We start from the raw sequence: 14,362 nt of genomic DNA on the forward strand, positions 1-14,362 counted from the left end.
TAGCGGCTCGGTGCAGCGTGGTCAGCGGGGCGTGTGGTGCCGGTCAGGTAGCAGCCATGAATGGGGGCAACGCGGTGGCGGCGGAAGCGCGCTCACGTCCCGCGGGGCTTGGCCCGGTGAGTGGCCGTGGCCGTCCACGGATCATCCGGCCACGGATGCTTGGGATAGCGGCCCTTCATTTCCTTCTTCACTTCGGCATAGGTGTTCGCCCAGAAATTGCGCAGGTCCTGGGTGACCTGCAGCGGCCGGCCGCCTGGAGAAAGCAGATGCAGCGTCAGCGGGATGCGGCCATCGGCGATGCGCGGGGTGTCGCTCAGGCCGAACAGTTCCTGCAGCTTGACCGCCAGCACCGGTGCCTGCGGGGTGACGCCATCGGCATCGAGCGCGTAGTGGATCGGACGTTCCATGCCAGAGGGCACGGTGATGCGGACCGGGGCATGGCGATCGATCAGCTGGCGTTGCGCCCACGGCAGCGGTGATTTCAGCGCTTCACCCAAGGTGGATTCGTCGAGCGCGTCCAGGCGGGTCCTGCCGTTGAACGCGGGGGTCAGCCAGGTCGGCAGCGTCGCCAACAGCGCTGCGTCGGAGACATCCGGCAGTTCCAGCTCCGGCATCCATGCCCGCACCGCCAGTACACGTGCCTGCCACTGGCGCAGCCCCTCGGTCCACGGCAACGCATCCAGCCCAAGTTCGGCAACTGCTTCAGTCAGTGCCTGCGCGGCGTGTGCAGGATCCACGCGGCCGGCCGAGCGGCTGTCCAGCACGATGCGGTCGAAGCGGGTTTCCCGTCGCGCGACCAAGGCACGCTTTTCACCATCCCAGCGCACCACGTCTTCCTGTTTGAAGCGATCGGGAAAATCACGGCGCAGGCGGTTCTCGTCCACCGGCGCGGCGCGCAGCAGCAACGCGTCGCGTGCCTCGTAGCGCAGCTCCACCGCGACCAGCCACGGTTCGCCACGCAGATCGCTGGGATCGAACAGGCGCGCGCTGCGGCCATTGGCCAGCAGATAGCGCAGCGGATCGGTCGGATGGCGGGCAGCGATCCGGTCCGGAAATGCATGGGCGAGCAGGTCACCGAGTTGATGCGCTTCGACTGAGGAAGGAGGCGCGGCATCACAGCGCAGGCGTCGCCGCCATTGCTTGCTGGCCGCATCGATGGTGGCCAGGCCACCGCGGTTGGCATCGTGCGGCACGCGCCCCTGGCGGAACGCCGCCAGCGCACGCCACCGCGCGGCGAGCGCATCACCCCCTTGCCGCAGCGGATCGCGCGCTTCCACCAGCGCGGCCAGATCGCAGGCCAGGGCCTGTTCGGCACCTGTGCCGGCCGCCATCAGCATCGCGGCCAGCCGTGGATGCGTACCGAGGGTCAGCATGCGCCGGCCCAGCGGGGTCAGCGTGCCGCTGTCGCTGAGCGCACCCAGGCGCTGCAGCAGTTCACGGGCGGCGGCCAGTGCACCGGCCGGCGGTGTATCCACGAAGCGCAGGTCGTCGCTGCCCCACGCGGCCAGCTCCAGCGCCAGCGAGGCCAGTTCCACCTGCGCGATCTCGGGCCGGCGCTGTGCCTCCAACCGCTGCGACTGCGGCCACAACCGCCACGCCCAGCCCTCGGCCACACGGCCTGCGCGGCCGGCACGCTGGTCCGCCGAGGCCTGCGCGATGTTCACCACGTCCAGGCGCGCAAAGCCGCTGTTGGGGTCGTAGCGCGGCTCACGTGCGAGACCGGCATCGATCACCACGCGCACGCCGGGCAGGGTCACCGAGGATTCGGCCACGTTGGTCGCCAGTACCACCCGGCGGCGACCGCCCGGGTCAGGCTGCAGGACCTGCGATTGCTGGTCCACCGGCAGCTCGCCGTGCAGCGGCAACACCTGCACGGCGGAGTCGAGCACGGCCTGCAGCGCGGTCTGCACGCGCGTGATCTCGCGCTGGCCAGGCAGGAACACCAGCACGTCGCCGGGATGCTCGGCCAGGGCCTGCTCCACCGCGCGCCGTGCCTGCGGCTCCAGCGCCTCGTCGCGACGTGCGGGAAAATGCGCGACCGTCACGGGGAAGCTGCGGCCTTCGCTGCTCAGGCGCGGCGCATCCAGGAACTGCGCCAGCCGCTCGCCATCCAGCGTGGCCGACATCACCACGATGCGCAGGTCCTCGCGCAGCTGCGACTGCACATCCAGCGCCAGTGCCAGGCCGAGATCGGCGGCCAGATGCCGCTCGTGGAATTCATCGAACAGCAGCGCCCCAACGCCCTCCAGCAGCGGGTCGTCCTGCAGCATCCGGGTCAGGATGCCTTCGGTCACTACCTCGATCCGGGTCCGCGCGGAGATCCTGTTCTCGAAACGGATGCGATAGCCGACGGTTTCCCCGACGTCTTCGCCGCGTTGCCGCGCCATGAACTGCGCGGCGCTGCGCGCGGCCACGCGACGTGGTTCCAGCATGATGATCTTCCGGCCTTCCAGCCACGGTGCATCCAGCAGCGCCAGCGGCACCTGGGTGGTCTTGCCGGCGCCGGGCGGTGCTTCCAGCACCAGCCGGGTGCCGTGCTCCAGCGTGGTCAGGATCTGCGGCAGCAGTGTGGAAATCGGGAACATCGGGGTGGTCATGCGGCAAGGATACGGGGCCCAGGCGGGGGCGGCGAGACGCGCGCGCCGGGGCATCGCGGGGAGCACGGTAGAATGCCCGGGTTCACCCGTCCTGTAGCCCCACATGCAACTGATCGATATCGGCGCCAACCTCACCCATGACTCTTTCGATCGCGACCGCGACGCCGTGCTGGCGCGTGCGCGCGAGGCCGGGGTGGTGCAGATGGTGATCACCGGCGCCAGCCGCGAGCATTCGCCGATGGCGCTGGCGCTGGCCCGCCAGCACCCGGGGTTCCTGTATGCGACCGCTGGCGTGCATCCGCACCATGCGGTGGAATACACCGACGAGTGCGACGCGGAAATGCGCGCGCTGCACGCGCATGCCGAGGTGGTGGCGGTAGGTGAGTGCGGGCTGGATTACTTCCGCGATTTCTCGCCGCGCCCGGCGCAGCACCGCGCCTTCGAGCGCCAGCTGCAGCTCGCCGCCGAAAACGGCAAGCCGCTGTTCCTGCACCAGCGCGACGCGCATGCCGATTTCATGGCGCAGATGAAGAATTTCGAGGGCAAGCTCGGCCCGGCAGTGGTGCACTGCTTCACCGGCGAGCGCCAGGAACTGTTCGATTACCTGGACCAGGACTGGTACATCGGCATCACCGGCTGGTTGTGCGATGAACGCCGTGGCGCCCACCTGCGCGAGCTGGTCAAGCACATCCCGGCCGACCGCCTGATGATCGAGACCGACGCGCCCTACCTGCTGCCGCGCACGCTCAAGCCCCTGCCGAAAGACCGTCGCAACGAGCCGATGTACCTGTCGCACATCGTCGAGGAGCTGGCGCGCGACCGCGGGGAGGACGTGGAGATCACGGCCGCCCACGCGACGGCGGCTACGCGCACGTTCTTCCGGCTCCCTGACGCGGCTTGAGAAGGTAGGTACCGACCGTTGGTCGGTACGCGTGTCGGACCCCGCATGGGTACGCCGCACCCACGACCGACGGTCGTGGGCTAGCGCAGGGCAGGGCGTCCGTCGCCGTGCGCCCACGCATCGTCCAGTCCTTCGCGGTACGTGGTGAAGCGTGGCTGCCACTGCAATGCCGCGCGCGTGGCGCGGCCGTCGATGCGCTTGTTGCTGGCGTAGAAGCGGCGCAGTGAGGCGGCCACCTCGGGTGCGTCCCACGCCTGCACGACGGGCAGCGGCAGTCCACTCAGCGCCGCGGCGTAGGCCACCACGTCCTGTGGCGGCGCCGGTTCGTCATCGCTCAGCAGATGCAGCGCATCGCGTACAGGCCGCTGCATCGCAGCCTGCACGCCGCTGGCCAGGTCCGCCACGTGCAGCCGGTTGAACACCAGCCCCGGCCGCACCACCTGCCTCGCCTTGCCCTGCGCCAACTGCGCCAGCGCATTGCGCCTGCGCCCATATAGGCCCGGCAGGCGGAACACCGCCGAGGCAATGCCACGCGCCTGCGCGAATGCCTGCCACTGCTGTTCCGCGCGCAAGCGCTTCAGAGCGGTCTCATCGGTCGCATCGGCGGCAGACATTTCGTTGACCCAATCGCCATCGCGGTCGGCGTAGACCGCGGTGGAGGAGAGATAGCCGACCCAACGCAGCGCAGGGCTGTCGCCCAGCGCATCGATGAGCAGGCGCAAGGCCGGGTCGCCGTCTGCATCCGGTGGCACGGAGCAGACTATGGCCTCGGCCGTGCGGATCGCCTCGCGCAGGCCCGCGCTGATCGGTTCGCCTGCAACCAGACGGTGGCGGAGCAGCCCATCCGCCGACGCACTGGCGGGATCGCGTACGGTGCCGCTGCAGGCCACCCCGTTCGAGTGCAGCAGCGCGGCCAGATGCCGCCCGCTATAGCCCAGGCCCAGCACCAGCACGTGGGACGGCAGCGCGGCAGGCATGGCGCTCAGGCGCTGCGCTGCAGCTGGTAGGCCTGCAGGTGCGCATAGGCCACGGCCAGCAGCGGTGCGGCCTGGCCGGCCGCCCGTGCCCGTACCAGCATGTCGCCGACGATATGCTTGGCCTCGACCTGTTGGCCGGCCTCCAGATCGCGCAGCATCGACGCCTTCAACGCCGAGCCGGACTGGGTGGTCGCGGCCAGTGCGATCTCCCGCGCCTTGGCCGGGATCGGCTCGCCGGCCGCTTCGGCCACCGCCACGCACTCCTCGTACAGGCCCCGCACGATCGCCGCACCGTCATCGGTGGCCACGATCGTGCCGACATCGGCGCGCATCAGGCAGGTCGCCGCCGCCAGCGTGGTCAGGAAGGTGTACTTGATCCACTGCTCCTGCCCGATCGCATCGGTGGCGACGTGGTCCACGCCCGCCTGCACGCAGGCCGCCGCCAGCGCCAGCACGCGCGCGCTGCTGCCGGTGCCGTCGCGCTCGCCGAAGGTCAGCTTGGCCGCCGGCGCCAGATGCACCACCGCGCCGTCGGCGGCCTTGGTCGCGCTGATGAAGCACAGCCCGCCCAGCACGGCATCGCCGCCGAAGCGTGCGTCGAGATCGGCGTAATGCCGCAGCCCGTTGAGGATCGGCAGCACCGTGGTACGCGGGCCCATCGCCGGGGCGATCGCCTCGATCGAGCTGGCCAGGTCGTAGGCCTTGCAGCTCAGGATCACCAGGTCGAAGGGCTCAGCGCTCGCCAGCGCAGGCAGCGCCTCGGCGGTGACGTGCTTGACCGGGAAGGTCGCATCGCCCAGCGGGCTGCGGATCACCAGCCCTTCGCCCGCCAGCTGGGCCGCACGCGCCGGGCGCACCAGGAAGGTCACGTCCACGCCGGCCTGGGCCAGGCGACCACCGAAGTACCCGCCGGTCCCGCCGGCGCCGAGGATCAGGATGCGCATCAGCTGCGCATCCCCACGCCACGCTTCAGCAGCCACAGCGCCAGCGCGGTCAGGGCGACCACGAAGCCGATCATCAGCGCGTAGGCCACCCACAGCGGCACGTCGCTGGTGCCCAGCAGGCCGTAGCGGAACGCGTTGACCATGTAGAAGATCGGATTGGCATGCGTGGCCGCTTCGGCCCAGGTCGGCAGCAGCTTCACCGAATAGAACACGCCGCCCAGGTAGGTCAGCGGGGTCAGGATGAAGGTCGGCACGATCGCCACGTCATCGAACTTCTTGGCGTACACCGCGTTGATGAAGCCGGCCAGCGAGAAGATCGTCGCGCCCAGCAGCACCGTGGTCAGCGTCACCAGCGGATGCGGGATGCGCACCGGGGTAAAGAACATCGCGATGATCAGCACGATCACGCCGACCATCAGGCCGCGCAGCACCGCACCGGACACATAGCCCCACAGGATCACCCAGTTGGGCATCGGGCTGACCAGCAGCTCTTCCACGTGGCGGCCGAACTTGGCGCCGAAGAACGACGAGCTGATGTTGCCGTAGCTGTTCTGGATCACGCTCATCATCACCAGGCCCGGCACGATGAACTGCATGTAGCTGTAGCCGCCCATCTCGCCCACGCGCGAGCCGATCAGGCCGCCGAAGATCAGGAAATACAGGGTCATGGTGATCGCCGGCGGCACCAGGGTCTGGCCCCAGATGCGCAGGATGCGCGCCACTTCGCGGCGCACGATGGTCATCAGTGCGATGCGGTTGCGCTGGCCGTCGGTCAGGACCGGGGTCGGGGTGCTGCTCATGCCACGTTCTCCTGGTTGCCGGTGAGGCGCACGAACAGCTCCTCCAGGCGGTTGCTCTTGGTGCGCATCGAACGCACGCGGATACCGGCGGCGTTCAAGGCGTCAAACACACGGTTGAGGTCCATGGCGCGCGGCATGTCCACGTCCAGCGTGTGGCTGTCGGTGGCGATCAGGATCGCGCCTTCGATCTCCGGCAGCTGGGCCGGCAGGCTGCCGTCGATGTCGAACAGGAAGCCCTCCACGTCCAGCTTGGCCAGCAGTTCGCGCATCGGGCCCTGGGTGACGATCTGGCCGTGGTTGATGATGGCCAGGTTCCGGCACAGGTGCTCGGCTTCTTCCAGGTAATGCGTGGTGAGGATGATCGTGGTGCCGGCGGCGTTGATCTCCTTGAGCACCCGCCACATGTCGCGGCGGATCTCGATGTCCACCCCGGCGGTCGGTTCATCCAGGATCAGCAGGCGCGGGCGGGTCATCATCGCGCGGGCGATCATCAGGCGGCGCTTCATGCCCCCGGACAGGGTGCGGCTCATCACCTGCGCCTTGTCCCACAGGTGGGCGCGCTTGAGCTCCTCTTCGGCCATCTTCTCGGCCTCGGCACGCGCCACGCCATAGAAGCCGGCGTAATTGACCAGGATGTCGAAGGGTTTTTCGAACAGGTTGAAGTTGATTTCCTGGGGGACCAGGCCGATCAGGCGCATGGTGGCGCTGCGGTGGCGCACCAGGTCGCTGCCGAAGACCTCGACCTGGCCTTCGCTGAGGTTCACCAGCGAGCTGATGATGCCGATCAGGGTCGACTTGCCGGCGCCGTTGGGGCCGAGCAGGGCGAAGAAGTCGCCCGGGGCCACGTCCAGCGAGACGCCCTTCAGCGCCTGGGTGCCGTTGTCATAGGTTTTGCGGAGGTCACGCACCCGCAGGGCGGGCACGGCGGTGGGCGCGGAAGTGTTCTGGGAAGCCAAGCTCTTGCCTTCGCGCCTATGGGCTGGCGCTGGATAGGGGCGGGGAGCGGCTATTATAGAAGACCCCGAGGGCTTGCCCCGGCTACACACTGTCCCGAAAAGTCGTGCCTGCTCAATTCCCCCTCAAACTGGTCGACCGGCGCATGCTGGCCCCGACCGTCGGCCATTACCAGTTCCTGCGTGATGACGGCCAGCCGCTGGATTTCCAGCCCGGTCAGTTCATCCAGGTCCATTTCGAGTACGCCGACGGCACCGCTACCAAGCGCAGCTATTCGCTGGCGACCATTCATGATCACGCCCTCGGCGCGGGCGATGCGGTCGATATCGCGGTCAGCTTCGTCCCTGGCGGCGCCGCCACCTCCCTCTTCGAGGGCCTGGACATCGGCGGCCACGTCAGCGCCAGCGGTCCGTTCGGCCGGTTCTGCCTGCAGCCGGGCGACCACAACGCCCGCTACCTGCTGATCGCCACCGGCACCGGGGTCACCCCGTACCGCTCGATGCTGCCGCTGCTGGCCACCGCCATGGCCGAGCGTGGCGTGGAGGTGGTCCTGCTGCAGGGTGCCCGCACGCCGGCCGAACTGCTCTACAGCGACGACTTCCGGGCCTTCGCCGAGGCCCACCCGGGCTTCCGCTATGTCCCGTGCCTGTCCCGCGAGCTGCCGGAGAACCCGCATCCGGACGTGCGCCACGGCTACGTGCAGCAGCATCTGGCCGAGTTCGCCCCGAGCGCGGCCACCGACATCGCCTACCTGTGCGGCAACCCGGACATGGTCGATGCCACCTTCGAGGCGCTGAAAGACGCCGGGCTCCCCACGCCGCAGGTGCGGCGCGAGAAGTACGTCAGCAGCAAGTAACCCCGCTTTCCGGCGCGCCGCTGGCCGGTGCGCGGCAGGCAGGCGCCGCTGCCCGGTCCCGGACCGGGCAGCGCTGCACCGTGGCGGGCGGTAAGATGCGCCGCGCGCCGCTTTCGCCTGGCTGACTCGATGCCCCTGGATTTCCCCACCATTGCCGTGCTCGGCTTCCTGCTGTGCCTGGGCATCGCCATGGGTTTTTCATTGCTGCTGCTGGTGCTGCGCCGGCAGCCGGCGCTGCGGTTGTGGACGGCCAGCCTGTGGATGCTCTCGGTCAGCCTGACCCTGGTCGCGCTGCGGCCGTACCTGCCCCATGTAGCCGGAATCCTCTCCGGTAATGTCGCGGTCGCGCTGTCCGGTGTGCTGATGCTGTACGGCGTGGCGCGTCATCTTGGCCGTCGGTTGCCGGCGTGGCAGCCGGTGGCATTGGCGGCCACCTATCTTGGCGCGATCGCATTCTTCCTGGTGGTCCATCCCAGCCTGGTCATCCGGCTGCACGTGTTCAGCGTGTTCGCGGTCCTGCTCAACGGATGGATGACCTGGCTGCTGCTGCGCCACGCACCGCCGGCGCAGCGCACCAGCTGCCGGCTGGCGGCGGTGGTGTTCGCCGCGCAGACCCTGCTGTACCTGGTCCGCCTGTTCCTGCCGGTGGCCCCGGATGCGGGTGACGACCTCCTGCGCGCGGGTGCGCCGGTCTTTGCCACCTACCTGGTCGGGCTGATCCTGGAGCTGGCGCGGTGCTTCGCGCTGGTGCTGCTGCTGGTGGAACGGATGCTGGTGGACCTGCAGCGACTGGCACGCACCGACGTACTGACCGGCCTGCTCAACCGCGGGGCGGTGCTGGCCGACGGCGCCAGCCTGCTGGAGCTCAACCGCCGCCCCGGCCGACCCCTGGCGTTGCTGCTGCTGGACGTGGATCACTTCAAGCAGATCAACGACCGTTGGGGACACCTGGCCGGCGATGCGGTGCTGCGGCATGTCGCCGACGTACTGAGCACCTGCGTCGCCGATCGCGAGCATCTGCTGGGCCGCTATGGCGGGGAAGAGTTCGTCCTGCTGCTGCCGGGGGCCGATCAGGCCCAGGCGCGGCAGTGCGCCGATCGCCTGCGCCAGGCGCTGCGTGAGTCGCCCGCGCGGCTCGACGGCGTGCCGGTGCCGGTGACGGCGAGCATCGGCCTGGCGATCGATCAGGGCACAGGCGACATGGCGCGCCTGCTCGGTGAAGCCGATGCCGCCCTGTACCGGGCCAAGGCCGACGGCCGCGACCGCACCATGAGCGCGGTGGCCTTGACGGTGCAGTGAGGTGTACGGCGACGCCGCCGCCTTCCCCGGCACGGGGCCAGCCGTGTAAGTTGGGTCACATCGGCCACGCCCACGCGTCGTGGTGGCATGATCTTCAACAAGGGGAAGTACGGAAGATGTCTACACACCACCTGAGGCTGGCCGGTGCGCTGGTCGCCGCCCTGTGTGCCGGCTGTGCGCCGGTACCGGACGATGCGTCCGGCGCGGCCGCCGCTCAACGCCTGTACGGCACGCTCGCGTTCCAGCCCTGCACCCTGACCAGCGCGCAGGCCAGCGCGAACGTGGAGGCACAGTGCGCCACGCTGCAGGTGCCGGAAAATCCGGCCGAACCCGACGGTCGCAGAATCGGCTTGAACATCGCCTGGCTGGAGGCCGGCAATGACGGCGCCGGCAAGGCCGACCCGGTGTTCTTCCTCGCCGGTGGCCCCGGCCAGGCCGCGACCGAGGTCGCCGCACCGGTGAACATAGCGCTGCGCGATGTGCGCAAGCAGCGCGACATCTTCCTGATCGATCAACGCGGCACCGGCAAATCCAATCCGCTCACCTGCCTGGATGCGCAGGGCAAGGAGCTGCCGCTGGACGAGAACGCCGCGCCGAGCGCGGGCCTGATCGAAGACTATGCCCGTCGCTGCGCGCAGTCGTTGACCGGCCGCGCCGACACCCGGTTCTACACCACCACCGAGGCCATCGGCGACCTGGATACGGTGCGCAAGGCGCTGGGCGTGGACAAGGTCAACGTGATCGGCGGCTCCTACGGTACGCGTGTGGCACAGCAGTACGCCGCGCATTATCCGCAGCACACCCGCACCGTCGTGATCGATGGCGTGGTGCCGAACGACCTGGTGGTCGGCGGCGATTTCGCCAATACCTTCGAAGATGCGATCACCCTGCAGTCGGCACAGTGCCGCCAGGATCCGATCTGCGCCCAGCGCTTCCCGGTCGATACCCGCACCCAGCTGCGCAACGTCATGGCCACGCTGGCCAAGGCACCGGTCGAGGTCGAGTACCGCAATCCGGGCACCGGCCAGGCCGAACGCGATGTATTGACCGCCGATTCGGTGACCGGACTGGCCTTCATGTTCTCGTATATGCCCGAGCTGTCCTCGCTGCTGCCGGTAATGCTCGATGAAGCCGCGCAGGGCCGCTATGCGCCGCTGATGTCGCTGAGCAAGATGGCCAGCCGTACGTTGGGCGTGCAGATGAACCGTGGCATGCAGTGGTCGGTGCTGTGTGCTGAAGATGCCGACCGCTATCAGGAGGGCGCGCAGGGCGACCGCGTGCTGGGCCCGGAAGTGGCGCGCATGTTCTTCGCGGCGTGCCCGGCGTGGAACGCCGGTTCGCGGCCGAAGGATTTCAACGCGCCGTTCGCTTCATCGTTGCCGGTGCTGCTGCTGTCGGGCCAGTTCGATCCAGTGACCCCGCCGCGTTATGCCGAGCAGGTCGTCAAGCAGCTGCCGAACGGGCGCCACCTGCTGGCCAAGGGTCAGGGCCACGGCACGATCAACGCGGGCTGCATGCCACGCCTCCTCGGTCAGTTCATCGACACCACCGACGCCAAATCGCTCGATGCCACCTGCCTGGACACGCTCAGCCCGGTGCCGGCGTTCACCTCGTTCAACGGATGGGCCCCATGAACCGTTCCTCGTACCGCACCGGGGAGGTGCGCGCATGATCGTCGCCGAGAATCTGCATAAAGCATTCAAGACCAAGACCGGCCTGATCCATGCCGTCCAGAACGTCGGCTTCCAGGCCGATGACGGCCGTATCACCGGCCTGCTCGGCCCGAACGGTGCCGGCAAGACCACCACCATGCGCATGCTGTACACGCTGATGAAGCCCGACCAGGGCCGCGTGCTGGTGGATGGCATCGACGCGGCAGTGGACCCGATCGCCGTGCGCCGCCAGTTGGCGGTGCTGCCCGATGCCCGTGGGGTCTACAAGCGCCTGACCGCGCGCGAGAACATCGCCTACTTCGGCCAGCTGCACGGCCTGAGTGCCGCGCGCATCCGCGAGCGCACCAAGGTGTTGTCCACGGCGCTGGAGATGGAGGACATCCTCGACCGCCAGACCGAAGGGTTCTCGCAGGGCCAGCGCACCAAGACCGCGATCGCCCGCGCCCTGGTGCACGACCCGCGCAACGTGATCCTGGATGAGCCCACCAACGGGCTGGACGTGATGACCACGCGCGCACTGCGCGGCTTCCTGCGCGGGCTGCGCGACGAGGGGCGCTGCGTGATCTTCTCCAGCCACATCATGCAGGAGGTGGCCGCACTGTGTGACCACGTGGTGATCATCGCGCAGGGCACGGTGATGGCCGCCGGCAGCGCCGATGAGCTGCGCGCACAGACCGGGGAAAGCAACCTGGAAGATGCCTTCGTCAAGGCGATCGGTACCGAAGAAGGATTGCACGCATGAGTTCGTTCGCCACGCTGTTGACCGTGATGCGCAAGGAACTGCGCGATCTCTCCCGCGACCGCCGCACCCTCGCGCTGACCCTGCTGCTGGGGCCACTCCTGTATCCGGTGCTGATCCTGGGCATGAGCAAACTGGCCGAAAGCCGGGTCAAGACGCAGATCGAGCAGCCGCTGGAAATACCGATGATCGGCGGCGAGCATGCCCCCAATCTGGTGCGTTTCCTGGCATCGCAGGGTCTCAATGCGACCGAGGCACCGAAGGACCTCACCGAAGCGATCCGAAGCCAGCGCATTGATGTGGCGCTGCGCATCAGCCCGGAATTCGGCAAGGACTGGGCCGACGGCCGCCCGGCGCTGGTGGAGATCATCAAGGACAGCACCCGCCGCGCTGCCGATATTCCCAGCAGCCGTCTGGAAGCGGCCTTGGGCGGCTACAGCCAGCAGGTCGGTGCCCTGCGCCTGCTGGCGCGCGGGATCGATGCACAGGTAGCGCGCCCGCTGGACGTCGCCGCACAGGACCTGGCGACCGCCGAAGCCAAGCGCGGGATGATGCTCTCGGTGCTGTTGCCGATCCTGCTCACCATCACCTCGTTCCTGGGCGGTGCCTACCTGGTGATGGATACCACGGCCGGCGAACGTGAGCGGCAATCGCTGGAGCCGCTGCTCGCCACCCCCGCACCGCGCAGCGCGATCGTCAGCGGCAAGATCGCCGCGGCCTGCGCCGTGGGTGTCGCATCGCTGCTGCTGACCCTGGCGGCCTTCAAGATCAGCGCGCAGCTGTCCTCCGGCGGGGTAGGCCGGCAGCTCAACATGGGCTTCCTGCCGATGCTGCAGATGCTGCTGATCATGCTGCCGATGCTGTTCATCGGCACCTCGCTGCTGACCTTCCTGTCGGCGGCGGCCAAGAGCATGAAGGAAGCCCAGAGCCACATGACCTGGCTGATGCTGCTGCCGATGCTGCCGGGTTACGCGCTGATGGTGTACCCGATCAAGAGTGAGCTGTGGCAGTTCGCGGTGCCGTTCCTGGCGCAGAACCAGATGCTGCTCAAGATCATCCGCCACGAAACGATCAGCGCGCAGATGTGGGCGGTGTACCTGGGCGCGGGCTTCGGTCTGGCGGCGCTGTTCTGGTATGCCGCGGTGCGTCGCTACCATCAGGAACGGTTGGCGATTTCGGGCTGACGGCAGGCGGGCAGGACGCCGAAAGGCGTTCTGCCTCGCGACCGACGAGCGCGAGGCGCGGTAGGGAAGGGCACTCCGGGAGATGAACGCAATGCTCCCTGAGGGGCGGTCCAATAGCGGTTCATCCAACGTCATGCTGCGATGAACCGCTTCCCTGCACGAAGAGGAGCGCGGGGCTCCGCTCAGGGGTCAGGACGTTCCGCTCGATCCGGCGAGACAAAATAGATCCAACAGGCCATCAGGCAGGCCGTGGCGGAGAACGCCATGACCGAGACGTAGCTCCAGCGGATGGAAATGTACGGCGCTGCCGCACCCAGCAGAAGATAGGTCGCCAGGATCAACACGCTGGAGGCGGCATTTCCGGCTGCTTGAACACGCCCCTGCATGGCGGGGTCGGTCAGCTCCTGGGCAGCCGTCGTCACCACCGGCCAGGTGGCCAGTCCACCCCCGATGAGGAAGTACAGGAGCAGGGCACTGACGAAGGACTCCGCCATCGCGAACAGCGCAAAACAGATGGTCATCGCCAACGTGGCCATGACCAGTGCCGGACCGTAGCCCCAACGTTGCGCCGAGGCCGGAAGAATCGACGCGCCCACCACAACGCCCAGGGACAGTGCCGCTTCGATGGCACCAAACTCGCCGGCGCTGAGATTCAGGACCACCTTGGCGAAGGGGGCCAGCAGAATACTCGTCGTCATCAACGTGACGTACATCAGCGCCTGCACGCTGTACATGAGCAGCAGGCGACGATGGCTGAGGAGATAGCGCAGCCCCTGCACAAATGCGGCGTGCCGCGTCACGTCACGGGTCGGGCTGATCCCGGCGTCATCGCCCAGCCTGACGCCGATCAGGCACATCAACGCCAATCCGAAGATGCCCGCAGTCACCACCAGCACCACGGGAAGCGGCGCCAGCATCAGCAGCGCTCCGCTGACCGGCATGCCGATGATGAAGCCGATTTCGAAGGCCACATCCACCGCTGCATTGGCGTCCAACAGATGCTTGGCAGGCACGAGGTCGCGCACCATCGCCAGCAGCGCCGGTGTATACAGCGCGGCGCAGGTCCCCATGCAGAAACCGAGGACAAGCAGCGCGGGTACACCGGGGTAGCGTGCATAAATGGCTGCGGCCACCAGCAGCACCACGATCCGCACGGCCTTGGTGATCATGACCACGTACCGCCGATCGTATCGATCCACCCATGCACCAATGGCCGGTGCGAAGATGAGCGAGGGAATCCAGTAGCAGGTCATCAGCCATGCCAGTGCGGACACCGAGGCCTGTTGACCCACGACCGTCCAGGACATGGCAAGCAGGATCATGCCTGCGCCGATGTTGGCAAGCAGGCAGCTCAGCACCACGCGCCGCACCGAAGGGATCTTCAGCAGCTCAAGGCGCCGGGCCAAGTGACTCACGTGGGTGGCCTGTGGGCTGCCGC

12 protein-coding genes are annotated in these 14,362 nt (G+C 68.1%); 6 read left to right on the top strand and 6 right to left on the bottom strand.

The window, feature by feature from the left end; all coding sequences use genetic code 11:
• Nucleotides 1-92: 92 nt before the first annotated feature.
• On the bottom strand, nt 93-2,597 hold the full coding sequence (gene hrpB, locus ORK51_RS00515) for an ATP-dependent helicase HrpB (RefSeq protein WP_266083428.1): 2,505 nt from the start codon (nt 2,595-2,597) through the stop codon (nt 93-95).
• 103 nt (nt 2,598-2,700) lie between these two features.
• Between hrpB and ORK51_RS00520 the strand changes: the two genes are divergently transcribed.
• A complete protein-coding gene (locus ORK51_RS00520) occupies nt 2,701-3,498 on the top strand; it encodes a TatD family hydrolase (protein ID WP_261998025.1) in 798 nt (265 codons plus the stop codon).
• 80 nt (nt 3,499-3,578) lie between these two features.
• On the opposite strand, the gene ORK51_RS00525 is transcribed toward ORK51_RS00520, so the two are convergent.
• From ORK51_RS00525 to ORK51_RS00540, 4 genes are read right to left on the bottom strand one after another with little or no spacing between them, the layout of a single operon-like run.
• Nucleotides 3,579-4,475 carry a Rossmann-fold NAD(P)-binding domain-containing protein gene (locus ORK51_RS00525; protein WP_266083429.1) on the bottom strand — a complete coding sequence of 299 codons (897 nt, stop codon included), beginning with the start codon at nt 4,473-4,475 and terminating at the stop codon, nt 3,579-3,581.
• Between the two features lie 5 nt (nt 4,476-4,480).
• Nucleotides 4,481-5,419, bottom strand: coding sequence for a 2-dehydropantoate 2-reductase (panE, locus tag ORK51_RS00530; RefSeq protein WP_266083430.1), 939 nt, complete (start codon nt 5,417-5,419; stop codon nt 4,481-4,483).
• Nucleotides 5,419-6,219 (bottom strand): ABC transporter permease, encoded by an 801-nt coding sequence (locus ORK51_RS00535; RefSeq protein WP_019185458.1) that lies wholly within the window; start codon nt 6,217-6,219, stop codon nt 5,419-5,421. Before ORK51_RS00535 ends, panE begins: the two co-directional genes overlap by 1 nt.
• The gene (locus ORK51_RS00540) at nt 6,216-7,175 is read right to left on the bottom strand and encodes an ABC transporter ATP-binding protein (RefSeq protein WP_026070140.1); all 960 of its coding nucleotides are present in this window, start codon (nt 7,173-7,175) and stop codon (nt 6,216-6,218) included. Before ORK51_RS00540 ends, ORK51_RS00535 begins: the two co-directional genes overlap by 4 nt.
• A gap of 104 nt (nt 7,176-7,279) precedes the next feature.
• On the opposite strand from ORK51_RS00540, the gene ORK51_RS00545 reads away from it, so the two are divergent.
• The 5 genes from ORK51_RS00545 to ORK51_RS00565 all read left to right on the top strand — a co-directional run bounded on the left by ORK51_RS00545 (nt 7,280) and on the right by ORK51_RS00565 (nt 12,924).
• Nucleotides 7,280-8,029, top strand: coding sequence for a ferredoxin--NADP reductase (locus ORK51_RS00545; RefSeq protein WP_261998022.1), 750 nt, complete (start codon nt 7,280-7,282; stop codon nt 8,027-8,029).
• A gap of 129 nt (nt 8,030-8,158) precedes the next feature.
• The gene (locus tag ORK51_RS00550; protein ID WP_266083431.1) at nt 8,159-9,328 is read left to right on the top strand and encodes a GGDEF domain-containing protein; all 1,170 of its coding nucleotides are present in this window, start codon (nt 8,159-8,161) and stop codon (nt 9,326-9,328) included.
• Between the two features lie 116 nt (nt 9,329-9,444).
• Nucleotides 9,445-10,962, top strand: a complete 1,518-nt coding sequence (locus ORK51_RS00555) for an alpha/beta hydrolase (protein ID WP_266083432.1) — start codon at nt 9,445-9,447, stop codon at nt 10,960-10,962.
• Nucleotides 10,963-10,996: 34 nt separating this feature from the next.
• Nucleotides 10,997-11,743: an ABC transporter ATP-binding protein gene (locus ORK51_RS00560; RefSeq protein WP_266083433.1), complete on the top strand. Its 747-nt coding sequence runs from the start codon at nt 10,997-10,999 to the stop codon at nt 11,741-11,743.
• Nucleotides 11,740-12,924 carry an ABC transporter permease gene (locus ORK51_RS00565; RefSeq protein ID WP_046273992.1) on the top strand — a complete coding sequence of 395 codons (1,185 nt, stop codon included), beginning with the start codon at nt 11,740-11,742 and terminating at the stop codon, nt 12,922-12,924. Before ORK51_RS00560 ends, ORK51_RS00565 begins: the two co-directional genes overlap by 4 nt.
• A 182-nt stretch (nt 12,925-13,106) precedes the next feature.
• Here ORK51_RS00565 and ORK51_RS00570 read toward each other — a convergent pair whose 3' ends face one another.
• Nucleotides 13,107-14,339: an MFS transporter gene (locus ORK51_RS00570; RefSeq protein ID WP_266083434.1), complete on the bottom strand. Its 1,233-nt coding sequence runs from the start codon at nt 14,337-14,339 to the stop codon at nt 13,107-13,109.
• Between the last annotated feature and the right edge of the window lie 23 nt (nt 14,340-14,362).

The sequence above is a fragment of the Stenotrophomonas sp. RIT-551 genome, from assembly GCF_026241915.1.
GTDB lineage: Bacteria > Pseudomonadota > Gammaproteobacteria > Xanthomonadales > Xanthomonadaceae > Stenotrophomonas > Stenotrophomonas bentonitica_A.

Excerpts from the sequence above, each read along its gene's own strand:
- panE (WP_266083430.1), bottom strand. The coding sequence starts at position 5,419 with ATGCGCATCCTGATCCTCGGCGCCGGCGGGACCGGCGGGTACTTCGGT.
- ORK51_RS00520 (WP_261998025.1), top strand. The coding sequence starts at position 2,701 with ATGCAACTGATCGATATCGGCGCCAACCTCACCCATGACTCTTTCGAT.
- ORK51_RS00550 (WP_266083431.1), top strand. The coding sequence starts at position 8,159 with ATGCCCCTGGATTTCCCCACCATTGCCGTGCTCGGCTTCCTGCTGTGC.
- ORK51_RS00555 (WP_266083432.1), top strand. The coding sequence starts at position 9,445 with ATGTCTACACACCACCTGAGGCTGGCCGGTGCGCTGGTCGCCGCCCTG.
- ORK51_RS00560 (WP_266083433.1), top strand. The coding sequence starts at position 10,997 with ATGATCGTCGCCGAGAATCTGCATAAAGCATTCAAGACCAAGACCGGC.
- ORK51_RS00565 (WP_046273992.1), top strand. The coding sequence starts at position 11,740 with ATGAGTTCGTTCGCCACGCTGTTGACCGTGATGCGCAAGGAACTGCGC.
- hrpB (WP_266083428.1), bottom strand. The coding sequence starts at position 2,597 with ATGACCACCCCGATGTTCCCGATTTCCACACTGCTGCCGCAGATCCTG.
- ORK51_RS00525 (WP_266083429.1), bottom strand. The coding sequence starts at position 4,475 with ATGCCTGCCGCGCTGCCGTCCCACGTGCTGGTGCTGGGCCTGGGCTAT.
- ORK51_RS00535 (WP_019185458.1), bottom strand. The coding sequence starts at position 6,219 with ATGAGCAGCACCCCGACCCCGGTCCTGACCGACGGCCAGCGCAACCGC.